Source organism: Roseivirga misakiensis (genome assembly GCF_001747105.1).
Classification (GTDB): domain Bacteria; phylum Bacteroidota; class Bacteroidia; order Cytophagales; family Cyclobacteriaceae; genus Roseivirga; species Roseivirga misakiensis.
Map to the genome: position 1 here is coordinate 2,439,072 of NZ_MDGQ01000005.1, position 23,520 is coordinate 2,462,591.

The 23,520-nt window shown below is 39.3% G+C and carries 23 protein-coding genes; 14 read left to right on the forward strand and 9 right to left on the reverse strand.

Annotated elements, in window-relative coordinates; genetic code table 11:
* The first annotated feature begins 98 nt into the window (after window positions 1-98).
* The 8 genes from BFP71_RS18325 (at window position 99) to accC (ending at window position 6,628) form a co-directional block, all read left to right on the forward strand.
* Complete coding sequence (locus BFP71_RS18325; RefSeq protein ID WP_069836854.1) at window positions 99-398, forward strand: hypothetical protein; 300 nt, start codon at window positions 99-101, stop codon at window positions 396-398.
* Between the two features lie 77 nt (window positions 399-475).
* On the forward strand, window positions 476-2,107 hold the full coding sequence (locus tag BFP71_RS18330) for a SulP family inorganic anion transporter (protein WP_088125113.1): 1,632 nt from the start codon (window positions 476-478) through the stop codon (window positions 2,105-2,107).
* Window positions 2,108-2,220: 113 nt separating this feature from the next.
* The gene (locus tag BFP71_RS18335) at window positions 2,221-2,760 is read left to right on the forward strand and encodes a YceD family protein (protein WP_069836855.1); all 540 of its coding nucleotides are present in this window, start codon (window positions 2,221-2,223) and stop codon (window positions 2,758-2,760) included.
* A 25-nt stretch (window positions 2,761-2,785) separates the two neighbouring features.
* Entirely contained in the window at window positions 2,786-2,977 is a 192-nt protein-coding gene (rpmF, locus tag BFP71_RS18340; RefSeq protein ID WP_069836856.1) for a 50S ribosomal protein L32, read from the forward strand.
* Window positions 2,978-3,144: 167 nt separating this feature from the next.
* Window positions 3,145-4,143: a beta-ketoacyl-ACP synthase III gene (locus BFP71_RS18345; protein WP_069836857.1), complete on the forward strand. Its 999-nt coding sequence runs from the start codon at window positions 3,145-3,147 to the stop codon at window positions 4,141-4,143.
* A gap of 30 nt (window positions 4,144-4,173) precedes the next feature.
* Window positions 4,174-4,743 carry an elongation factor P gene (gene efp / locus BFP71_RS18350; RefSeq protein ID WP_069836858.1) on the forward strand — a complete coding sequence of 190 codons (570 nt, stop codon included), beginning with the start codon at window positions 4,174-4,176 and terminating at the stop codon, window positions 4,741-4,743.
* Window positions 4,744-4,753: 10 nt separating this feature from the next.
* Window positions 4,754-5,233, forward strand: coding sequence for an acetyl-CoA carboxylase biotin carboxyl carrier protein (gene accB / locus BFP71_RS18355; RefSeq protein ID WP_069836859.1), 480 nt, complete (start codon window positions 4,754-4,756; stop codon window positions 5,231-5,233).
* Between the two features lie 51 nt (window positions 5,234-5,284).
* A complete protein-coding gene (accC, locus tag BFP71_RS18360) occupies window positions 5,285-6,628 on the forward strand; it encodes an acetyl-CoA carboxylase biotin carboxylase subunit (protein WP_069836860.1) in 1,344 nt (447 codons plus the stop codon).
* A 21-nt stretch (window positions 6,629-6,649) separates the two neighbouring features.
* Here the strand turns inward: accC and BFP71_RS18365 are convergent, their stop codons facing one another.
* The 5 genes from BFP71_RS18365 to BFP71_RS18385 form a co-directional block, all read right to left on the reverse strand.
* The gene (locus tag BFP71_RS18365; protein ID WP_069836861.1) at window positions 6,650-7,354 is read right to left on the reverse strand and encodes a LytR/AlgR family response regulator transcription factor; all 705 of its coding nucleotides are present in this window, start codon (window positions 7,352-7,354) and stop codon (window positions 6,650-6,652) included.
* The gene (locus BFP71_RS18370; RefSeq protein ID WP_069836862.1) at window positions 7,344-8,369 is read right to left on the reverse strand and encodes a sensor histidine kinase; all 1,026 of its coding nucleotides are present in this window, start codon (window positions 8,367-8,369) and stop codon (window positions 7,344-7,346) included. Before BFP71_RS18370 ends, BFP71_RS18365 begins: the two co-directional genes overlap by 11 nt.
* Complete coding sequence (locus tag BFP71_RS18375; protein WP_069836863.1) at window positions 8,366-10,789, reverse strand: ABC transporter permease; 2,424 nt, start codon at window positions 10,787-10,789, stop codon at window positions 8,366-8,368. Before BFP71_RS18375 ends, BFP71_RS18370 begins: the two co-directional genes overlap by 4 nt.
* Before the next feature lie 110 nt (window positions 10,790-10,899).
* Window positions 10,900-11,466, reverse strand: a complete 567-nt coding sequence (locus tag BFP71_RS18380; RefSeq protein ID WP_069836864.1) for a DUF3109 family protein — start codon at window positions 11,464-11,466, stop codon at window positions 10,900-10,902.
* Window positions 11,467-11,470: 4 nt separating this feature from the next.
* Complete coding sequence (locus BFP71_RS18385; protein ID WP_069836865.1) at window positions 11,471-12,310, reverse strand: FkbM family methyltransferase; 840 nt, start codon at window positions 12,308-12,310, stop codon at window positions 11,471-11,473.
* A 123-nt stretch (window positions 12,311-12,433) separates the two neighbouring features.
* Between BFP71_RS18385 and BFP71_RS18390 the strand changes: the two genes are divergently transcribed.
* Both BFP71_RS18390 and BFP71_RS18395 read left to right on the forward strand, forming a co-directional pair.
* Window positions 12,434-13,210 (forward strand): glycosyltransferase family 2 protein, encoded by a 777-nt coding sequence (locus BFP71_RS18390; RefSeq protein WP_069836866.1) that lies wholly within the window; start codon window positions 12,434-12,436, stop codon window positions 13,208-13,210.
* Entirely contained in the window at window positions 13,207-14,871 is a 1,665-nt protein-coding gene (locus tag BFP71_RS18395) for an ArnT family glycosyltransferase (RefSeq protein WP_088125114.1), read from the forward strand. The genes BFP71_RS18390 and BFP71_RS18395 overlap by 4 nt, the downstream gene beginning before the upstream one ends.
* Window position 14,872: 1 nt before the next feature.
* Here the strand turns inward: BFP71_RS18395 and BFP71_RS18400 are convergent, their stop codons facing one another.
* From BFP71_RS18400 to BFP71_RS18410, 3 genes are all read right to left on the reverse strand, one after another.
* Complete coding sequence (locus BFP71_RS18400; RefSeq protein ID WP_069836867.1) at window positions 14,873-15,571, reverse strand: FkbM family methyltransferase; 699 nt, start codon at window positions 15,569-15,571, stop codon at window positions 14,873-14,875.
* A gap of 174 nt (window positions 15,572-15,745) precedes the next feature.
* Window positions 15,746-17,050, reverse strand: a complete 1,305-nt coding sequence (ahcY, locus tag BFP71_RS18405; RefSeq protein ID WP_176723389.1) for an adenosylhomocysteinase — start codon at window positions 17,048-17,050, stop codon at window positions 15,746-15,748.
* 69 nt (window positions 17,051-17,119) lie between these two features.
* Window positions 17,120-17,884, reverse strand: a complete 765-nt coding sequence (locus BFP71_RS18410; RefSeq protein ID WP_069837163.1) for a biotin--[acetyl-CoA-carboxylase] ligase — start codon at window positions 17,882-17,884, stop codon at window positions 17,120-17,122.
* A 56-nt stretch (window positions 17,885-17,940) separates the two neighbouring features.
* Here BFP71_RS18410 and rsfS point away from each other — a divergent pair, with 56 nt between their 5' ends.
* The 4 genes from rsfS (at window position 17,941) to BFP71_RS18430 (ending at window position 22,110) form a co-directional block, all read left to right on the forward strand.
* On the forward strand, window positions 17,941-18,297 hold the full coding sequence (rsfS, locus tag BFP71_RS18415) for a ribosome silencing factor (protein ID WP_069836869.1): 357 nt from the start codon (window positions 17,941-17,943) through the stop codon (window positions 18,295-18,297).
* Window positions 18,298-18,357: 60 nt separating this feature from the next.
* Window positions 18,358-20,466: an ATP-dependent zinc metalloprotease FtsH gene (gene ftsH, locus BFP71_RS18420; RefSeq protein ID WP_069836870.1), complete on the forward strand. Its 2,109-nt coding sequence runs from the start codon at window positions 18,358-18,360 to the stop codon at window positions 20,464-20,466.
* A gap of 86 nt (window positions 20,467-20,552) precedes the next feature.
* Window positions 20,553-21,317: a UDP-2,3-diacylglucosamine diphosphatase gene (locus BFP71_RS18425; RefSeq protein WP_317040722.1), complete on the forward strand. Its 765-nt coding sequence runs from the start codon at window positions 20,553-20,555 to the stop codon at window positions 21,315-21,317.
* Window positions 21,292-22,110, forward strand: coding sequence for a hypothetical protein (locus BFP71_RS18430; protein ID WP_141719804.1), 819 nt, complete (start codon window positions 21,292-21,294; stop codon window positions 22,108-22,110). The genes BFP71_RS18425 and BFP71_RS18430 overlap by 26 nt, the downstream gene beginning before the upstream one ends.
* On the opposite strand, the gene BFP71_RS18435 is transcribed toward BFP71_RS18430, so the two are convergent.
* Entirely contained in the window at window positions 22,103-23,476 is a 1,374-nt protein-coding gene (locus tag BFP71_RS18435; protein WP_069836873.1) for a TolC family protein, read from the reverse strand. The two genes, BFP71_RS18430 and BFP71_RS18435, sit on opposite strands and share 8 nt — an antisense overlap.
* Window positions 23,477-23,520: the final 44 nt, after the last annotated feature.

Genomic DNA, 23,520 nt, shown 5'->3' on the forward strand with positions numbered 1-23,520 from the left:
TGTATTTTTAGGTTGTTGGTCAATTAATTATTGACCTGTATCGATTTAATAAACCCGCGATTGGACGCGACGTTTTTAACTTTTAGAACGCAAAAGCATTGATTAAAGCCACAGCGATTGTATTGTTACTTTCCTTCTCTAACCTTCTGGTGTTAGACAGTGGCCTATTTTCTATTGCTGAAATTGACGGTTTAGAGATTTTTGAGAATGACTCTGAAAAAGAATCCGAAAAGGATAATGAGTTAGAGGAGAACGAGAAGAGTATTTCAGAAAATCCAAAAAATCAGTTTGCTTCTATTGAATCGATGCAAGGGAACCTGTGCTCAAATGCCGAGCATGAAAGCCACCGACTCCTCAGGCTTTATCAAGAAATACCCGTCCCCCCTCCAGAGCATTGAATTATTAGCTCGATTCACAACTATTTTTTAATTCAATTCTGGGATAACCTAACGTGCCGAAAGCACACCCTATTTTTATGAAGACAGATATTTTTAAAAATTTAAAGAACGATGCGCCAGCTGGCCTAGTCGTGTTTTTAGTTGCAGTACCACTTTGCCTTGGTATTGCCTTAGCTTCTGGAGCACCCCTATTTTCAGGGATTATTGCCGGTATGGTCGGTGGTATCATAGTCACAACTTTTAGTGGATCAAGCCTTGGCGTCAGTGGCCCTGCAGCCGGTTTAGCAGCCATTGTACTCGTTGGAATCCAGGATTTAGGCGCCTTCGATATTTTCCTAATGTCTGTTGTTATAGCGGGTGTTATTCAATTTGTACTCGGTATTGCTAAAGCGGGAATTATTGGATACTACTTCCCTAGTGCCGTCATAAAAGGCATGTTGGCCGCTATCGGGGTTATTATAATTCTAAAACAGATTCCACATGCTTTTGGGTATGATGCCGATCCGGAAGGTGACCTAGGTTTCATTCAAGCAGATGGCGAAAATACATTCTCTGAGCTATTAAACATGGTCAACTTCATTTCCCCCGGGGCATTGACCATCGCTGCTATTTCACTAGGCATTCTTATTCTCTGGGAACAAAAGTTCATGAAAAGAATAAAAATCACTCAGATCATCCAAGGTCCATTGGTAGTGGTAGTTTCTGGGATTTTAATGGCCATTGGCTTTAATGGTTCTTCGCTGGCCATAAGTTCCGATCACATGGTAAATATTCCTGTGGCAGGAGATGTGACTGGCTTTATCAATCAATTTACCTTACCAGATTTTGGAGCTATCACCAATTCAAAAGTTTGGGTTTTAGGTATCACTATCGCGATTGTAGCCAGTCTGGAGACCTTGCTATGTGTGGAAGCAACGGATAAACTTGACCCACAAAAAAGAGTCACCCCAACTAACCGAGAGTTAAGAGCACAAGGCATTGGTAATATGGTGGCTGGCCTAATAGGCGGCTTGCCAGTAACACAGGTAATTGTAAGGAGCTCCGCAAACATCCAATCAGGCGGTAAAACAAAAGCTTCGGCGTTGATTCATGGTCTCCTGATTTTAATATCAGCAATGTTAATACCCAATATCCTGAACATGATTCCACTTGCCAGTTTAGCAGCCATTCTATTAGTAGTTGGTTATAAGTTGGCTAAACCAGCGCTTTTCAAACAAATGTTTGCTTCGGGTTATCCTCAATTCATTCCTTTTGTAGTGACTGTTTTAGCCATAGTCCTTACCGATCTATTGAAAGGCATTGGCATTGGAATGGCGGTAGCTATTTTCTACATACTCCTGAATAATTTGAAAAACCCTTTTGTCATGAAAGAAACACATGACGCATCTAAGAAACATTATCGAATTATTTTAGCCGAAATGGTGACCTTTTTGAATAAAGCTCAAATCCTAAAAGAGCTCAATAGAGTCCCAAATGATTCATCTCTTTTAATTGACGCCTCTAAAACAACTTACATTCAGCACGATGTATTAGAGATAATCAATGACTTTAAAGAAAGTGCTCGATACAAAAACATTAAACTCTCTATGTGTTGTATGAAACACTTGAATTTATCGAGTTATTCGAAGTCTTTAAATGAGCTTGTAATTAGTCCAGAAGAGGCCTCGAACTTCGAAGCGAAAGATAAGACTATGGCAGCAGCCATTTGATTGAAAACGACCAGATTGGAGCGATCATAGAAACTGTTATTTTTTATCTAATCTAGTTTTCTGGTTAGTGATTATTTATCTACCTTTGCAGACCTGAAATTCAAGCAAGGAAATTGAAAGCACTCAGAGAATTTGATATTCACATTTTCAAGCTTTCTAACGGAGAGCACAATTACCAGTTTGATATTTCAGATTCGTTCTTTGAACTGTTTGAAAATGAAATGTTTAGCAAAGGGAAACTTATTGCCAACGTTTCACTCCAAAAGTCGAGTAGTATGATTCAAATGGACTTTCAAGTTGAAGGTATCGTTGAATTAACCTGCGATAGAAGTCTGGATTTATTTGACCATCCCCTTTCTTTTGAAAGTAGGATGCTCTTTAAATACGGCGATGAAGAGAAAGAATTGTCAGAAGACGTGATGGTGATCACTAAAGATTGCCAAACGATAAATGTTGCTGACTTACTTTTTGAATTTATCGGGCTGGAAGTTCCAATGAAGAAGCTTCACCCAAGATTCCAAGAGGAAGAAGATGACAATGACGATGAACTAGTTGTAGTATACAGCTCGAAAGAAGAAGGAGACGAACAGGAAGAAGAAGGAGATGTTGATCCGCGTTGGGCAGCACTCAAAAATTTAAAGAATAACAAGTAGCGAAAGCGATTAAATAGAATTTAAAATGGCGCATCCTAAAAGAAAAATTTCAAGAACGAGACGTGACAAACGTAGAACTCACAAGAAATTGACCCCTAAAACACTCGTGGTTTGCCCAACCACTGGAGAACTTCACATGCCTCACAGAGCTTTCTGGCATGAAGGAAAACTTTATTACAAAGGAAAGGTTGTAATGGAGAAAGAGGTGCTAGCCTAAATTTCAAAAACTTAAATTACTGCTCCTGGATTTCTAATTCAGGAGCAGTACTTATTTAAGGGCTTTTCTAAGCATAATTCCGAATCCATTTTAATTCTGATTACTTAACGCTTATATTGGCTCCCTAATTTAGACTTCAGGTCGACTTTAGACCTTAACAATACTTAATGACAAACATTCGAGCTCAAATCACGGGTGTCCAAGGCTACGTTCCAGAATATGTTTTAACTAACGACGAACTGGCTACCATGGTCGACACCAATGACCAATGGATCACTTCCCGTACTGGCATCAAAGAACGCCGAATCTTAAAGGGGGACAATCAAGGCACTTCAGTAATGGGCATAGAAGCCGTCAATGGGCTTCTTGAAAAGACAAATACTTCCCCAGAAGAAATCGACCTTATCATTTGCGCCACTACAACTCCTGATATGGTTTTTCCTGCAACAGCCAACATTATTGGTGATGCTGTAGGGGCAGTCAATGCATTCAACTATGACTTACAGGCGGCCTGTTCTGGATTCATTTACGCATTAACAACTGGTTCACAGTTCATTGAAACTGGTAAATACAAAAAAGTGATTGTGGTAGGTGCCGATAAAATGTCATCAATCATAGACTATACTGATCGTACAACCTGTATTATTTTCGGTGATGGCGGCGGCGCTGTAATGCTAGAGCCTTGTGAGGAAGAGTTCGGTATTATGGATTCCATTTTAAGATCTGATGGATCTGGTGCACAGCACTTACATATGAAAGCGGGTGGTAGTCGTAAACCGGCTAGCGCAGAAACGCTGCAGAACAGAGAGCATTTTGTCTATCAGGAAGGGTCTTCGGTTTTTAAATTTGCCGTAACTAATATGGCAGACGTTTCTGCCGAAATCATGGAAAGAAATAACTTGGTGGGTGATGATATTTCATTTTTAGTACCTCACCAAGCAAATAAAAGAATCATTGATGCCACAGCCAGAAGAATGGGCATCGGGGAAGAAAAGGTAATGCTCAATATCCACAGATATGGCAATACTACCAGTGGAACAATTCCGCTTTGTTTGTGGGATTATGAATCACAACTTCGAAAAGGTGACAACCTTGTAATTGCCGCATTTGGTGGCGGATTTACTTGGGGGGCCATCTGGCTAAAATGGGCTTACGACCCGAAATAATTTTTTTTACTAACAAATAACAGTCATCACATGGCAACTACTGCAGATATTAAGAATGGTCTTTGTATAGTAAAAGACAACGATCTCTGGATGATTACCGAGTTTCAGCACGTTAAACCTGGTAAAGGTCCTGCATTTGTCAGAACTAAGTTGAAGAATGTTAAAAGTGGAAAGGTGGTTGACAACACTTTTTCAGCTGGACATAAAATCGAAACAGCAAGAGTAGAGAAAAGAGGTCATCAATTTTTATATAAAGATGATTATGGCTTCCACTTCATGAATAGCGCGACTTTTGAGCAAGTTATGATTGAGGAACAAATGATTGGTAAGGGTGCAGGATTAATTAAAGACGGTCAAGAGGTAGATATTCTTTTTCATGCCGAAACTGAGCTACCACTCACCTGTGAATTGCCTGCTTACGTTACTTTGGAAATCACCTATACTGAACCTGGTATAAAAGGAGATACTGCCACTAATGCTACTAAAGCTGCAACCCTAGAAACAGGCGCTGAAATACAAGTGCCATTATTCATTAACTTAGGGGATAAAATAAAAGTCGACACAAGAACTCACTCATATGGTGAGCGAGTAAAAGAATAACTTCCTACGCATGAATCCGAAAGAAATTAAGAACATGATAGACTTCATTGCCAAATCTGGTTTGGCTGAAGTGAACATTGAAACTGAAGAATTCAAAATTGAGGTAAGGCGAGATGCTGAAGCTACTGTAGTAGCAGCGGCTCCTGCAGCACCAGTGGCCGCTGCTCCAGCGCCTGCACCTGCTGCTCCTGCTCCAGCGGCCGCTCCTGAAGCTCCAGCTGCAAAACCAGCAGGAGAAGATACCAGCAAGTATGTAGAAATAAAATCACCGATGATCGGTACGTTCTACAGAACACCTAAACCAGAAGATCCACCATTTGTAAGTGTTGGAGATACCGTTGGTAATGGTGACAAGGTTTGTATCATTGAGGCAATGAAACTTTTCAACGAAATTGAATCTGAAGTTTCAGGTACAATCGTGAAGGTTCTGGTTGAAAATGCTTCACCAGTAGAATACGATCAGCCACTCTTCTTGGTTGATCCATCATAATGGCGTAGAGGGACAAACTCCCTCTTATGTTTCATCTTTAATTGAATCACTGTGTTCAAGAAAATATTAATTGCCAATAGAGGAGAAATCGCCCTACGAGTTATCAGAACTTGTAAAGAAATGGGGATTAAAACAGTAGCTGTTTACTCCGCGGCAGACAAAGACAGTCTACATGTAAGGTTTGCCGATGAAGCGGTCAATATTGGTCCTGCTCCATCAAATGAGTCTTACTTAAAAATACCTCATATCATTTCAGCAGCTGAAATCACCAATGCGGATGCCATTCATCCCGGTTATGGTTTCCTTTCAGAAAATGCTGAATTCTCTCGCGTTTGCGATGAGTATGGCATCAAGTTTATTGGTGCGAGTGCCGAAATGATCGAAAAAATGGGTGATAAGGCTACAGCTAAAGCTACAATGAAAGCTGCGGGTGTACCGACTATCCCAGGTTCTGATGGTCTTTTAGATACTGTTGAAAACGGTATTAAAATCGCCAATAAAATGAAATACCCCGTGATCTTGAAAGCCACAGCAGGTGGCGGTGGTCGCGGAATGAGAATTGTTAAAGATGATGACGGTTTCCAAAAAGCTTGGGATGATGCCAGAATGGAGTCAGCGGCAGCTTTTGGAAATGATGGACTTTACCTTGAAAAGTTTATTGAAGAGCCGCGTCACGTAGAAATCCAAGTTGTTGGAGATGCTAACGGTAAAGCTTGTCACCTTTCTGAAAGAGACTGCTCTATTCAGAGAAGACATCAAAAACTAGTGGAAGAAACACCTTCTCCTGCTGTTGACAAAGACTTAAGAGACAGAATGGGAGCTGCTGCTGTAAAAGCTGCAGAAGCCATTGGTTACGAAGGGGCTGGTACCGTAGAGTTCTTATTAGATAAACACGGTGATTTCTACTTCATGGAAATGAATACCAGGATTCAAGTGGAGCACCCAATAACTGAAGAAGTAACTGACTTTGATTTAATCAAAGAACAAATCAAAGCTGCGGCTGGAATTCCTATTACTGGTTATGCCTACTATCCAAAGCTTTATGCTATGGAATGCAGAATTAACGCGGAAGATCCTGCGCACGGATTTAGACCTTCTCCAGGTAAGATTACTAATTTACATCTACCTGGTGGTCATGGTGTGAGGGTAGACAGCCACGTTTATGCTGGCTACTCAATTCCGCCAAACTATGACTCAATGATCGCTAAACTGATCGTTAGTGCTCAATCTCGTGAAGAAGTACTTGTAAGAATGAAGAGAGCATTGGAAGAGTTTGTGATAGAGGGGATTAAAACAACAATTCCTTTCCATATCAAACTTATGGATGACGAAGGCTTCAAATCAGGTGATTTCACAACTGCCTTCTTAGAAGATTTCGACTTTTCAACTTTATAATAAAAGCCCCTTACGGGGCTTTTATCTTTTAAGGAACTTCCCTCCCATTATCTTATCCAGCACTGATGTTCTTAGCTGGGGTGCCATAGGTATTTCACTACCACCTACTTTCAAAACATTACCCTCTATTTCTTCCACTTTATCCGCCGCTACAATAAACGATCGGTGAACTCTAATGAAATTATCAGGTAAGCGCTGCTCCATTTGTTTCAGTGAGACCAAAGTGATCAGTTCTGACGCGTCAGTTTGATAAATCCTCACATAGTCTTTCATACCCTCGATATAGCACAAGTTGTCTAACAAAACCCTTTTAATGACTCCATCAACTTTTACAAAGAAGTGATCGTCAGTTCCAGTCTCCTCTTGTACTTCGAACAAGTCATACACCTTATTTACAGCCTTCAAAAACCGATCGAATGCAATTGGCTTTAGTAAATAATCTACCCCATCTAAGTCATAACTCTCCGTGGCATACTCACGATAGGCAGTAGTAAATATGACTTTTGGTGGTTGTGCAATTGACCTAAGGAAATCCAATCCATTCATTTTCGGCATATTAATGTCCAAAAACATAAGGTCTACAGGATGATCTTCAAGAAATTCTTTTGCCTCAATTGCACTTTTAAACTCCCCCATAAGGTTCAAAAATTTCACCTTTTGGATGTAGTCTACTACCCCCATTCTAGCGAGGGGCTCGTCATCAATTACTATGCAGTTAATCTTCATTCAGGTTGAGTGCTAATTGTACGCGGTACAAATTGTCCTTAAAATCAATTTCAAGTGTATGCCTGTTAGGATAAACTAGGTTTAGCCTTCGTTTAATATTATCTATACCCAATCCACTTTTCTCCTTATCATCAGCTTTTTTCTTAGCTGAGTTCACGCAGTTAAAAGTAAGTGTCGATTCGTTCACCTCGATCGAGATATCAATCTGAACGGGGGCCTCTAAATCTGATTCACCATGCTTGAAAGCATTTTCAACAAAATTGAGAAATAGCATGGGCGCGATCGGCTTGTCGCTTAACACACCACTATAATCCCAATTCACCTGAACATGGTCTTGATGTCGAAGTTTTTGTAGCTGGATGAAGTTATCCAAGTTCTGAACTTCCTGTTCCAAAGTAATTTTATCCTTTTCAACTTCGTACAATTGGTGACTCAGTAAATCCGAAAACTTTTCCAACGTATTGGAGGCTAGTTCTGGGTTTGTCCTAATCAAAACATGAACACTATTTAATGCATTAAAGAGGAAATGAGGATTAATCTGTCCTTTCAGCATATCCAATTCCGCTTTCAAATTTTGACTCTCTAGTTCTCTTAGACGGCGCTCTTTAATATACCATTCATTGATAAAATAAAGGCTTGTGGCCAAAGCATATACTACCATAAATTCTACAGCAGTACTAGCCAAACCGCCCGCTGAACCAAAAAACTCACTCGTACTAGGACTTACATTTCTATATAAGAAAACAAAGGTTTGGGAGCCTAAATAAGCCATGAACAGAAGCCAAACAATCATTACGAGCCCATATAAGAGACGCTTGCCCTTTAAAAGAAGCTTCGGCACAAAAACATATAAGTTTATATACACTCCACTTCCATAGAGTAGCGCCCCGATGACATTAGCATCTACCGTGTCCCAAAAAGTTGGGGCATATGCCATATCTCGAATACTCCAGATAACAACATAAAGCATCCAAAAAAGCAGATGCGTAGCAATAAGTTTCCAGTTAGTCTTCATTCATATCTTAGGGCATCCACTGGATTGCCATAAGCCGCTTTTAATGATTTAAAACTCATAGTTAAAAAGGAAATGAGGCCTAACACTACACCTGCCAATAAGAAATACCAAACTTGCATTTGTATATGGTAAGCGAAATTTTCCAGCCACTTTTCCATAACAAGATAAGTGATGACTGAAGCTATGACAAATGAGATGGCGATCAACTGCAAATACCCGCGCGACATTAGCAATACTAAGCTGCCGATAGTTGCCCCTAAAACTTTTCGTATGCCGATCTCTTTCTTTAGCTGTGTGGCTAATAAGGTAGTCATGGCAAAAAGCCCTAAACATGCCAGAATAATACTGATAGAGGAAAATGTTAAAAACACTTTTCCAAGTTGTTTCTCGGCATCGTAAAGGCGTTCGACAGAATCATCTAAAAAGAAGTACTCAAACTGAGCAGCATTAGAAAAATCTCGCCATTCTTTTTCTATCGCCGCCATGGACTCAGATAAATTTCCAGGCGCCAATTTGACAGATATTTTACCCTGCATATAAGGCTGACTACTCGGAATAATGCTTATAACTACTGGATCAACATCGTTGTGTAATGACACAAAATTGAAATCCTTTACTATACCGATCACACTACCTGTATGCACTGCTCGAAAAGAACCATCTTGGCTTAAACTTCCCATATTCAATTTCTTATTCAAATCATCTTCATCCCAACCGAGCTGAGCAGCGGCAGTTTCATTGATAAGATAAGCCAGCGAATCGGTAGACAAACGATTATCAAAACCACGACCTGCGACAATCTCAAATTGAAATAAATCACTGAAATCTAAATCCGTCTCCAGTCGCATGAAAAGCATGTTATTTTCAGCAGATTCACCTTCTGGTAGAACATTATAATCGTAAAAACCTTCGTGTCCTGGTATTCTGGAAGATACGGCCGCCCCTCTGACCTGTGGAAGCTGTTTTAACCTATCCTTAAAAGTTTTAATTCTTGTCTGATCGGGTAGTGACCTAACTTCTAACACTACGGTTTGCTCTTTATCAAAGCCCAGCTGTTTGTTTCGCATGTACTGCAATTGAAAGTAGATGATACAAGTGGAAATGATCAAGGCAGCAGAAATAACGAACTGAAAAGTAATCAGGACTTTCTTGAAAAAACCAGCGAATGGGCTCTGCTTTGCCACTTTACCTTTCAAAATAGCAGCTGGCGAAAAACCTGATAAGAATAGCGCTGGATAGATTCCAGAGAGAAACCCAACAATTAAGGCGATTAAGATAAGCCCGCCTAAAATTAGTGGCACATCTGCCAGCTCTACAACAAGCGACTTTTCTGTTAGCCCATTAAAGGCTGGCATGGCAAGCATAAAAAAGCCGAATCCTATTACCGCTGCAATGATTGTAACCAAAACAGACTCACTTAAATATTGAAAGACAATTTGCTCTCTAATGGCACCAAAAACCTTTCTTACACCCACTTCTCCTGAACGGCTGATTGAACGAGCCAACGATAAATTCATGAAATTAACGCAGGCTATCGCCAGTATCAGAAATGCTGTGGTTGTAAGAATAAGTAGATACGTCTTATTGGAGGTTTTCCCCAATTCATTGGCATAATCGGTGGTGGTATGAATATCTTCTAATGCCTGCATTTTGTAGCCTCTTTGTTGTGCTGTCAGCTTGCCCAGGTACTTTTCGACCATATCAGGAAATTTAGCTTCCACCCTACCCACACTTACACCTTGTGGAACCTTTACATAGGTATACATCGGTGGCCAATACCAATTATTAAACATCCAACCACCTTGTAGCTGTCTCAAACTGATAAAAGAGGCTAAAAAATTAAATTGGATATGAGAGTTTTTCGGTACGTCCTTTAAAATACCAGTAACCTGAAAGTCGTTTTGACCATCAACTTTTAAGGCTTTACCGATAGCATCTTCATCCCCGAAATATTTCTGGGCCATCGTCTCGGTGATCACTATCGAGAAAGGATCCGCTAAGGCAGTTTTTTTATCACCCTCCAGTAAATCAAAGTCCAGTACATCCCATAAAGTAGAATCTGCAAAAGCAAAAAGTGGCTCCTGAAATTTTTTCTCAGGTCCATTCTCAACAGAAAACTCTTCGATATGAAACCTTACGAATGCTTCAAATTCGGGGAAATCGTTTTGCAGCGCTGGACCAATAGCGCTATAGGCATTTGCTAAGTAATTATCTCCACCTTCGGTATAGTTAACCTCTGTAATTCTATAGATACGCTCATAATCTTTGTGAAACTTGTCAAAAGAAGATTCATCCTTAACGTAAAATAGAATCAGTAAAAAGCAGGCCATTCCAACTCCAAGCCCGAATACATTGATAACTGTGTGCCCTTTGTGCTTGATCAAGTTTCGCCAAGCCATTTTTAGATAATTCTTAATCATGGTTTTGTTGTTTTGAGTTTACAAAACTTGATTTAAGAAAAAGGGCTAGTCAATAAAAAAGAAATAGAAGTTCAGGGCAACTTAGTAGATGAATAGGTGCTCAGCGTAGATTAGGAATTTCCTTCAATATCATCGCAGAGTTCTTGATACCATGCCTCACCATATTTTCGAATCAGCGCAACTTTCAAGAACTTATAGATTGGTACTCCAAGTTTTTCGCCCAAGGTACACGCCGCAGAACAGATGGACCACCTGTCGTAATTCAGGGCTTCATAGTGATCATACTTTGTGATTCTAATTGGATATAAATGGCAAGAAATCGGTTTTTTAAAAGTTGTCTTACCGTCAATATAAGCTTGTTCTATACCGCACTTCAGTACATTTTCTTCATCATAAATGGCGAAAGCGCATTCTTTGCCACCGATAGTCGTTGTAGAATAGTCACCTTCGAAATCCTTAATGTACAAACCTTCTTTTTCAATAGCCTCAACGCCAGCCGCCGACAAATAGGGTTTTACCACGTCGTAGCAATCTTCCAATTCTTTAAGTTCGGATTCTTCCAAAGGTGCTCCCAGGTCTCCTTCAACACAGCAGGCTCCTTTACATTTCTCTAAGTCGCAAACGAAGGCGTGGTCTTTTATATCGTCGCTTATTACCGCATCTTGAATGAGAATCATGGGCTTAATTAGGTGTGGCTAGGATTTCAAAATGCTTTTTGATTTTCATGTTGTCTCTTGTAAGCTTTACCAAGTCAGCACTATCGACAAACCCATCCTCCAAATAATTGGTGTCGTTCATGTAAACAGTGTAATCATGTTTAGCAATAGAATCATATAGGGCATGACGCTCTTCCATTGAAAGCTTCTTGTAGCACTCTGCCATTATATTGGGTCGGAATTCGGCTATTATATCGCTCATATCGTCCAGAATAGCGCTATCATATCCTTCAGCATCAACTTTTAAAAGCCCCATTTTTGGAAGCCATTCTTTGTAGTTAGCGCGTAGGTATTTGCTAAAATTCCTACCCTCTACTTTTAACTCATAACTGTGGTTATGTCTTTGGTTTTTAATTTGAGAGAGGTAGCCACCATTACAGAAAGATGCATCTGAGTAGTGAAAAACAAAGTCACCATCTTCTTGCGTAGCAGCAAAAGGAAGCGGTACAATATTCGTAAGTTCTTGATTTAGCTGTGCGTTCTTTTCTAAGATTTTATAAACGTAAATATTCGGTTCTAGTCCTATGACAAGTCCCTCTTTACCGACGGCCAAAGCCATAGGAACTGTCGTATCACCTGTGTGCGCTCCTATGTCTATAATCAGGTCTCCCTCTTTCGAAAGTTTTTGATAAAAGCTAATCTGTTCTTTAGATACTTCCTTTGGGCCTTCAAAAGGGTGTAACCATTGAGCATACTCGACCTTTCCTAAGCCTTCTATGTCAAATTGCTTCACTTCGTATCCGTACTCCTTAAAAGTTCGCTTGAGTTCTCTCTTTTCCCTTTTTCGCTTGTAATAACTGAACATAAGAAGTGGTTTTGGTGCAAAAATAACCAAATTAACCTATCAGATCGGTACGATAGGCTACAAATGAATAGAAGGTCTCAATAAGCGAGAATCTATCCGTTTTCTTTATTTTTGCGTGGTCAAATGAGTAAGCCAGTTAAAATTAGTGGTGTAATTATCACCTTCAACGAGGAGCGAAACATTGAAAGGTGTCTTACTTCTCTAAAAGAAGTTTGTGATGAGATTGTGGTAGTCGATTCTTTTTCAACTGATGGTACCAAAGCGATTTGCCAAGCACACCAAGTTAGGTTTGTCGAAAACACATTTGAGGGTCATATCGAGCAAAAGAATTTTGCCATGGCCCAAGCGACTAATGATATTGTACTTTCTTTAGATGCAGACGAAGCGCTTTCTCCGAAACTTCAAGAAAGCATATTGGCTGTAAAACAAAACTGGCAGCAACCTGCCTATCGATTTAATCGATTCACGAACTATTGTGGTCAATGGATCAAACATAGTGGCTGGTATCCTGACACAAAAACTAGGCTTTGGGATAGACGAAATGGAAAATGGGGAGGTACAAACCCACACGATTCAGTTGAATTATCGTCGAATATAGAAGCAAAACACCTGAAAGGAGATCTACTACATTATTCCTACTACACCATGGAAGAACATGTGCTGAGATCAGCCAAGTATGCTAAAATATCGGCCAAAGCGCTTTATAAACAGGGTAAAAAGGCCAGCTTGTTAAAGATGATCGGCAGTGCGGGTTTTAGATTTGTACAGGATTACTTTCTACGTGGTGGGATTAGAGATGGGTTCTACGGCTTAGTTATTTGTGGAACTAGTAGTCATACTACTTTTTTGAAGTATGCTTATTTACGGAACCTAAACAACGGTAAGGCAATAGAAGAATGAAGAAAGTTTATGACTACTTGCTACTAAGAGGGCCTCATAAGCCACAGGTTTACTTCTTGATGACCGTTATCACGGCAGTTTACTTGTTAAACTTTCATGTGAATGACATATGGACACCTAACGAAAGCTTTTATGCCGAAGCGGTTCGTGAAATGTTTGAGTCGGGAAACTTTCTAGAAATCTTCTACAACTACGAACCGCGGTATAACAAACCTCCATTGACTTATTGGTTGATTGCTGGATCATCAAGTATTTTCGGCTTAAACGAATTTGGTATACGGCTACCTATCGTCCTTCTTGGAGTAGGCAGTATTTGGCTTACCTATTTAATCGGTCGTTTACTTTATGGCGAAAAAGGTGGTTTATATGCCATGGTCATGATGGCTTTTTCTGTACAAGTCTTAGCTGTCAAACAGTATGCTTCTCCTGAAATCCCGTTGACATTCTTTTTTACGCTTACCATGTATTATGTCATTAAGGGTTTCTTGACTAGAAATAAAAAATACATCCTGCTCAGTTATGTAGCACTTGGGCTTACAGTACTTACGAAAGGCTTCCCTTATATCATTGTCATCGCAAGTATTATTGGCATTTTCATCTTAGTAAAAGGGCCCGATAAATGGAAAAGGGTATGGAAAGAAGTCAAGTTTTTAAACCTCCATATTGGCCTTCCCATTGCCCTTCTTATTGGCTTAAGCTGGGTAATTTTTATGTATTTAAAAGATGGCCAAGAGTTCTGGGAGGTCTATTATAGAGAGACCTTTGGCCGAGCGCTCAGTAAAAAAACCAATGGACCAAAACCCTTCTTTTATCTAGAGGTAATTTCTTGGAGTATTATTCCATACTCTCTAACTTTTTTCTTCGCCGTTTTGCGATGGTTCGGTGATAGGAAGAATATTTCAAAAGTTTTGTTTCCCGTTTGTTGGGTGGCTGCCATGTTGATCATTTTCACCGCGGCAAAAGGAAAAATACCGACTTACATGATTCAAGCGCATCCCGCTATGCTTTTGATGATAGTTCCACTTTTGCTCGAATACTCACCTAAGGCAAAATTTTGGCGTACTGTCTGGAAGACCACTTTCGCACTTCCTTCCATTTTGATCATTGCTGCAACGTTTTATGCCATCTATTTTTTAGGGTTAAATGTGCTGCTCTATAGTTTAGCTGTCTTCTCGCTAATAGGTTTTGTGCTATGGCTGCGCAAAGGGAATGACCCCGATTGGAATGTAATGATTCCTTTCTGGTCAATAACTGCTTTCTTGATATGTTTTGCGATTTATTTGCCGCGAATGGAACGTTTTCGACCTTATGATGAGCTAGGGAATGTTATTAATGTTGAACAAAAAATAAGTAAGTCAATACCGATACAAATTCAAGAAACACTTATCCATAATATCCCTTACTATGCCGAAAGATTGGCGATTAGAGACCAGACCATCGAAGAAATAAATAACAACGGTCTAAAAGCTCCAACCCTCGCTTTAATTCGAGATGAAGATTTTTCTGAGTTAGTGGGATTTAAATCTATTTGGAGTGGAATGATTTATGATTTCTCTAGCGAGTCTCAATTTTTGAAATTCGTTTTAGCCTGCCTTGATGCTGAGAAAGGGGATTTCTCAAAGTTTGCAAAATATCATGTCGTCACTAAGGATATAGAATAGGTTAGCGCCAAGCCCAGATATATCCTGTACCATCACTATTCATTTGATCGACTAAATCGTACTTCTTTTCCTTTAAAAAGCTTACCAGTGCTGAATGATTTTGATTACCCGACTGCCCAGGGTGTGTCTCGATACTGAAATTGCTTACCAAGTCAAATTGATCGTCGCTCATTCCGTATAGTATGGCGTATTCAGACCCTTCGCAATCAAGCTTCATTAAATCGATTTTAGTCAAGCCGTATGTTTCAATCACATCACTAAAAACAACAGTTTCCACGTTAATCTCCTCTCCTTTTCCCTGATCAGTAAATACACTAGCCATTGTCGAAAAGCCATCAATTGTACTCGAAAAAAGCTTAATTCCATCTCTGTTTGAAGAAACCGCTTTGTTTTCAATCGTCCAGTCGAGAGTTGAGTAAGTGGATTGATAATGGGCCAATTGCTGAAAATTAAATGGCATTGGTTCAAAAGCGATGACCTTAGCTTTCGGAAACTGAGATAGCATAAATAGGCTGAAGAACCCTACATTTCCACCAATATCAATAATCGTTGGATTTTCCGTTTTAAGCTGACCATTTGGGAAATTCTTAAGGTAAACCCTGTCAAAAAAGCTTTCCTTAAACGGCGGCATCATCTTACGTGGTACATCGATCTGGAAACCATTTTTAAGCCTAAAGGAAAAAGTGTCCTTACCTCCCATTTTGAAGAAAAGAAATTGGGGCCAATTCTTAAAATGACTAATCAGTGAACTGTATCGGCTAACCTTGTGACTTAAAGACATATTACTTTCTGAATCAGTGGGCAAAAATAACGTTTTCTCCACAAAAAAAGGCCTCGAAGTATCGAGGCCTTTTTTAATTGAATTCTGTATTCATTAATATCTGTAATGCTCTGGCTTGTAAGGACCTTCAACAGTTACACCAATATATTCGGCTTGTTCTTGTGTTAACTCATCAAGCTCAACTCCAATTTTAGCTAAGTGAAGCTTTGCTACCTTCTCATCTAAATGTTTAGGAAGCGTGTAAACTGCGTTTTCGTAAGCTTCTCTGTTTGTCCAAAGCTCAATTTGCGCTAGTGTTTGGTTTGTAAATGAGTTGGACATTACAAATGAAGGGTGTCCAGTAGCACAACCAAGGTTAACTAATCTACCTTCTGCTAAAACGATAATATCGTTGCCATTAATATTATACAAGTCAACTTGAGGTTTGATCTCTACTTTGCTTTCACCATGTGCCTCGTTTAACCAAGCCATATCAATTTCATTATCGAAGTGACCGATATTACAAACGATCGTTTTATCAGTCATCGCTTCAAAGTGTCTTTGTTGGATGATATTGTAGTTACCAGTTGCTGTAACAATAATATTTGCTCTTGGAATAGCTTTGTCCATTTTCTGAACTTCATAACCATCCATTGCAGCTTGTAAAGCACAAATCGGATCGATTTCAGTGACTATAACTCTTACTCCTGCTCCGCTTAGAGAAGCGGCTGATCCCTTACCAACGTCTCCGTAACCAGCAACTACTGCTACTTTACCAGCTAGCATGACATCCGTAGCTCTACGAATTGCGTCGACCAATGACTCTTTACAACCATATTTGTTGTCAAATTTGGACTTAGTCACTGAATCGTTCACATTAATAGCTGGCAATGGCAAAGTTCCATTTTTCATACGCTCATAAAGTCTATGAACACCAGTAGTTGTCTCTTCTGATAGACCTTTAATGCCTGGTACTAATTCAGGATACTTATCAAGTACCATATTCGTCAAATCACCACCATCATCAAGAATCATGTTTAGCGGCTTTCCACCTTCAAATGCAAAAATTGTCTGCTCAATACACCAATCAAACTCTTGATCGTTCATCCCTTTCCAAGCAAACACCGGAACACCAGATTTTGCGATAGCTGAAGCGGCATGATCCTGCGTAGAGAAAATATTACAAGAAGACCAAGAAACCTCGGCTCCTAAAGCAGTTAGTGTTTCAATTAATACAGCCGTTTGAATTGTCATGTGAAGACAACCAGCAATTCGAGCCCCTTTTAAGATTTGTGAAGGACCAAACTCTTCTCTTAATGACATCAAGCCTGGCATTTCAGCCTCGGCCAATTCTATTTCTTTTCTACCCCAATCTGCGAGATTGATATCTTTTACTTTGTAAGCTAATGTCTCCTGCATGTTTTTATACATTAATTTTGGCTGCAAAGGTAAGAGAAAGCCTACCCAATTTCAAAAAAAGCTGACGCCTTATAAGAGAAATTCGATCTCCTTGAAATCAAAGACTTCGACTTTACCATTTACACCGACCATTAAACGGCCATTTGAATCTATACCCTCAATAATTCCCTCGAAATCATATTCAGATTTAAACTTCATAGACTGCTTAAATCCAAGTAGATGTTGTAAGTAGTATTCTTTTAACTCTTGTGTTTTATTAGACTTCACCTTTAAATACTGAGCTTCAATATTTGAGATTAACTGTTCAAAAACATGAATCCTATCAAATTCCTTTTTCCCTCCATTTTCTGACAACAAGGAAGTAGCCTCTAACCCACCAAAGTCAAGCTGATTTACATTCAGGCCAATCCCGATCACGGAATTCTCTATAGAACCACTGCGGACTGAATTTTCAATGAGAATTCCAGCTATTTTTGACCTTCCAATAAACAGATCATTTGGCCACTTTACATTACAGGTAGTACTTGGCAAGAAATCGGCAATAGTTGCCCTAACACCTAAAGAAACAGCCATATTAAGCACAAAATGATCGGCAGGCTTCACAAATGAAGGCTTGAGAATTATCGATAGCATCAGGTTTTTATTAGGCTCTGAAATCCAAGAATTTCCCCTTTGCCCACGACCCTTCTTTTGATCATCAGTAACTATGACAGTACCTTCAATCGTGTCAGTGTTTTGAATGATTTGTAGACCTAAGTCATTGGTCGAATGACAACTTGGCATATAAATCACCTTTTTACCTAGAAATAAGGTGTTAGCAAGAATTTTGTACAATGAAATTTTGTTAATTTTGAACACCAAAATAAGTCAAAAATCACTTAAGAGTCTTAATGAATTCTGAAGAGCTGAGCAGCATCGTTGTCAAGGGGATGGAAGAGAAGAAAGCTGAGAACATTGTACTAATGGATCTCAGAAATGTAAAGGGTTCTGTGAGTGACTTTTTTGTCATTTGTTCAGGGAATTCAAATACTCATATTCAGTCCATAGCGGAATCAATTGAAGTCGAAACCAAGAAAACCTCAAAGGAGGCTCCTTGGAAAAAAGAGGGATTTAACAACCGTGAATGGGTTCTTATAGATTATGTGAGCGTCGTAGCTCATGTCTTTGACAAAGAAAAGCGCAATCATTACGCACTAGAAGACCTTTGGGGTGATGCAGAAATCACTGAGATCGTCAATAATTCTTAATTAACTTTATTGATTCAAGCGCGTTATAAAGTAGGTTTATAAAAATTTAAAATATTTAGAATGGCCGATAGCCCAAGAAAGAAGAACATTTTAGGGAAACCTGGACCGGGAGGTAAAAGACCAAACAATCAGGTGTGGATTATTACGTCGTTAATAGTCGTCTTTTTAGCTGTGTCTCTTCTGACCAATCAAAGTTCAGGAATACCGATTACAAAGTTCCGTTTCGAAGAAATGATCAAAAGTAATGATGTCGCCAAAGTCGTCTTCATTAATGGTCAAAACACAATCGAAATCACACTAAAACAAGAAGCGCTTCAAAACGCCAAATATAAACAAGAGCTGGACGGTAATAATTTGTTCGGTTTTAATAGTGGCCCACAATACGTACTTGAAAAATATTTTAACTCATCTGAAAGATTTGAAGAGTACTATGAGCAATTCAAAAAAGACAACAACATTCCAAGATCTCAGGATGTACCGCTAGAATTCGACACACGGACTACTGTGATGGACTTTCTTAGCACTTGGGGCTTCCTTATCCTTATCATTCTATTCTTCTGGTTGATGATGAGAAGAATGACAGGTAATGCTGGTCCGGGCGGACAAATCTTTAATATTGGTAAATCTAGAGCTGCTCTTTTTGATGCAGAAAGCAAAGTCAAAATTACCTTTGACAATGTAGCGGGTTTAGATGAAGCAAAAGAAGAAGTTCAGGAAATCGTTGAATTCCTTAAGAACCCTTCAAAATTCACGAAACTTGGTGGTAAAATACCAAAAGGAGCTCTTTTGGTTGGCGCACCTGGTACTGGTAAAACTTTATTGGCTAAAGCAGTAGCTGGTGAGGCTGCCGTGCCTTTCTTCTCACTTTCTGGTTCTGACTTCGTAGAAATGTTCGTCGGCGTAGGAGCAGCAAGAGTTAGAGACTTATTTAAACAAGCCAAAGAGAAAGCTCCTTGTATAGTTTTCATCGATGAAATTGATGCTATCGGACGTTCACGTGGAAAAGGCCAAATGCCTGGCTCTAACGATGAACGTGAGAATACCCTAAACTCGCTTTTAGTAGAGATGGATGGTTTCGCAACCGATTCTGGTGTAATTATTTTGGCGGCAACCAACAGACCTGATGTTCTTGATTCTGCACTCTTAAGACCTGGTCGTTTCGATAGACAGATCAGTATAGACAAGCCAGATATCGTTGGTAGAGAAGCAATATTCAAAGTACACTTAGGCCCTATTAAAGTGGCCAAAGACATCGATGCCAAAAAGCTATCGGCCCAAACACCAGGGTTTGCCGGAGCAGAAATCGCCAACGTCTGTAATGAAGCTGCTCTAATAGCTGCTAGACGCGATAAGAAGTCTGTCGACATGGACGACTTCAATAATGCCATTGATAGAGTAATTGGTGGTTTAGAAAAGAAAAGTAAAATCATTTCCCCAGAAGAGAAACAAATCGTGGCTTACCACGAGGCAGGTCATGCCGTTGCAGGATGGCACCTAGAACATGCCGATCCTTTGGTGAAAGTGTCAATAGTTCCAAGGGGAGTTGCAGCACTTGGTTACGCGCAGTACTTACCAAAAGAACAGTTCCTTTATCAGACGGAACAATTGATGGATGAAATGTGCATGACCCTAGGTGGACGTGCAGCTGAAGAAATCATATTTGGCAAGATATCAACTGGCGCATTAAGTGATCTTGAGCGAGTAACAAAAGTAGCTTACAGTATTGTGACTGTTTATGGTATGAACAAAAAAATTGGTCATATCTCATTCTATGATTCTAAGCAGAGTGATTATGGAGGGTTCTCTAAACCTTACTCTGAAGATACGGCAAAAACTATCGATGAAGAAGTAAAGAAAATCGTCGATGAGGCTTACAAGAGAACCATAAACTTGTTGACTGAGAAAAAAGAGCAATTAGAAATCCTTGCTCAAGAGTTACTTGAAAAGGAGATTCTATTCCAGTCTGATCTTGAAGGCTTAATCGGAAAGAGACCGTTTGAGAAACAAACAACTTATGAGGCGTATACTAACGGTAACAATAGTGACTCTGCAGTTGAAGAAGTTGTAGCCGATGAAGTGAAAGAAGAAAAACCAGCTGAAACAAAAGCGTCTGAAACTGACACTTCTGATTCAGAAGAAACACCGAACGACAAAAAGACTGATGCATAAGCATCAAGAAAATAGTAGAATAAAAAAATCAGGTCTCGGCCTGATTTTTTTATTTAAGGGGGTTTTACAATTTTTGTCTTAATCCAATGATGAAGCTCACTCCTAATAATAATGAAAAAGTCTATTTCGCCTCAGATTTTCATCTTGGAGTACCTGATAAGGTAACTAGCCAAGCTAGGGAAGAAAAGATAATTAAGTGGCTTGATGAATGTAAAAAAGATGCTCATGCCATCTTCTTAGTAGGAGACTTGTTTGATTTTTGGTTTGAATATAAAACGACCGTGCCTAAAGGTTTTGTTCGTTTTCAAGGAAAGTTAGCTGAAATCGTCGACGCTGGTATTGAGCTCGTGATCTTTACTGGAAATCATGATTTATGGATGTTTGGTTACTTTGATGAGGAAATCGGAGCCAAAGTTATTTATGACCCAATACAACTATACCTGAATGACACTAAGATTTACATTGGACATGGTGATGGTATAGGTCCTGGAGATAAGGGGTATAAAATGCTCAAGAAGATTTTTCGAAACTCATTCTTTCAATGGGCTTTTCGTTGGCTTCATCCTAATATCGGCATAGCATTGGCAAATTTTTGGTCGGGTAAAAGTCGAGCACAGGCTAATCACACCGAACAAAAGTTTATGGGGGACGATGAATGGCTTTGGGACTACTCTAAATCCATTGAGAAAAAAGAGCATCACGACTACTATATATTTGGACATAGACATTTACCGTTAGATTTAGAGGTGGGTGATAAAGCCAAATACATAAATCTAGGTGAGTGGTTGAACTATGATACCTACGCCCAATATTCAAATGGAAATATTGAACTTAAAACTTTTGAAGGCTAACCTAATTATAGCGTTTGCTCTTTTCTCCACTGCTTTATTAGGTCAGGAAAATGGTGTAAAGACCTCTTTTGACATAGATTATAAACCCGTCATGGCGTCAATCGATCGGCAAGGAAACTTATACTTTGCTAACGCTGGTGGGGCAATTGATAAATACGATCAAGACGGCAAACTTCTCTACCATTTTTCCCCTCAACGTAAAAGCAAACCTAGTATAATAGAGGCATGGCAAGAACTAAGAATCTTTGTTCATTATAAGGACTTACAGCAATATCTCTTCTTAGACCGATTTCTTAATAATTCAGAGCGCTATTCATTGGATTTTAGCCAAAGCAATAACTTTTCTGGTCATGTTACTTTATCTGGTGATAACAATCTTTGGGCGATCAATGAACAAGAGCTCAGCCTCCAAAAAATAGATATTAATAATCAAGAGGTTCTTTTTGAAACTAAACTGAACTTACAACTAGATTTTGATCACTTGGAGGTTCAATTCATTCGTGATTACCAGAATTACCTCTTTATATCAGATGCTGAATTAGGCGTATTAATGTTCGACAACCTAGGTAATTATATTGAACAAATAATACCTAAAGCGGATATAGCGTTTTTCAGTTTCTCTAAAAACGAATTAATTTATCTAACTCATAGAAAACTCATCCTGAGAGATATTTATACAAAAAAAGAAAGGGAGATCAGAATACCCGATCTCCCTTATCAATTTGCTTTTATGGAAAACAATAAACTATTCTTAATCCGTAATCAAACTGTTGATCTTGTTAAGATTAATTAGACCCTGCTGGTCGAGATTCTCCAGTGAAAATGTCTAAGATGAGTTTTCTCAGCATAATCCCATACTTCGCCTGTACCAGTTGAAATTCCCCACCAATTTGATTATTTAAGCTTTGCAAGTAAGTTACGAAGTCGATTGTACCACTTTCGTATCTAGTCTTTGAAAACTCAAAAGACGTGTTTAAATTAACTAAACTCTCCTTTGCGGCGGCATATGCGGTTTTAGCATTTACAAGACCCAGGTAAGCTTGTTGGACTTGGTTAGTCAGCGTGTTTTTAGTTTGTTCTACATTAAGCTGTGCATTTAGCAACTGCATTTTTGATTGTTGTATCCCTGTCCTATTCGCAAACCTTGTAAACAGAGGAACTCTCAAATTCAGACTCGCACTCTTACTTTCATTACGTTCGAATTGGGTACTCCAATCAGTAACTTCTGTTCTTGTTGGTCTACCTTCTGCGTCAGTTTCTAAAACATTCACGAAGTTCGAAGACCAATTAGTACCCCAAGAAGCACTCGCATCCAAACTTGGCATCCAGCTATACTTTGCCCTCTTAAGTGACTTTTCTGAGGCTTCTAAAGCAATATTAGCAGACTTTAACCCAGGACTATAAGCAATAGACTTGTCGTAAACCGAGTTAAACTCCTCAATCTCTACTTCGAGTTCTGCGTCGTTTACTGTAATACCAGCAAAATCATAATCTTCACTGGCATCTAAAAGTAATAATTGAATCAATGCCAGTTCGCTAGTGGCCAAAGTGTTAGATTGATTCACTATGGTTAGTTTTTGCTGAGCAATAAGAGACCTGAAATTATAAACCTCTTCCATACTACCGGTCCCAGCCCTTTCAATTCTCTCCTGCCTTTGTAGCTGCTCATTCAATAATTCAAGTGTCCGATTTGATATTTTCAACTGTTCTTTCGTTGAAATAATACTTAAAAATCCATTTATCACTGAAGCCTCAGTAGCTTGAATATTGCTTTCTATTGTTTGTAGAGCAGCCTGATATTCAAGTTTTCTTTGTCCCATAATCAGTCGATTACTGAACCCATCAAAAAGCGTTACACCTGCACTCAATGACCCACCACCAAAAAGGGTGGTCGTATTGACTAGGTCTCCAACCGTTTGGTCAAACTGAAGACCTTCACTCCAGTTGTGACTTGCATTTGCATTCAAAGAAGGTAAAAAATTGAATTTGCTTTGTGTGAAGCCAGCTTTTGCGCTGATCGCGTTATTTCGAGCTGTCTTGATACTGATATTATTTTTAAGTGCAATATCAATACACTCCTCCAGCGTTAAGATACGTTGAGCGAATACACCTCCACTCACCAATAGTCCTAGTACGACTGTATATATAAACTTTTTCATAATAGTGTTTTCTATCCTAAAGGCAATACTATGTCATTAAGCCA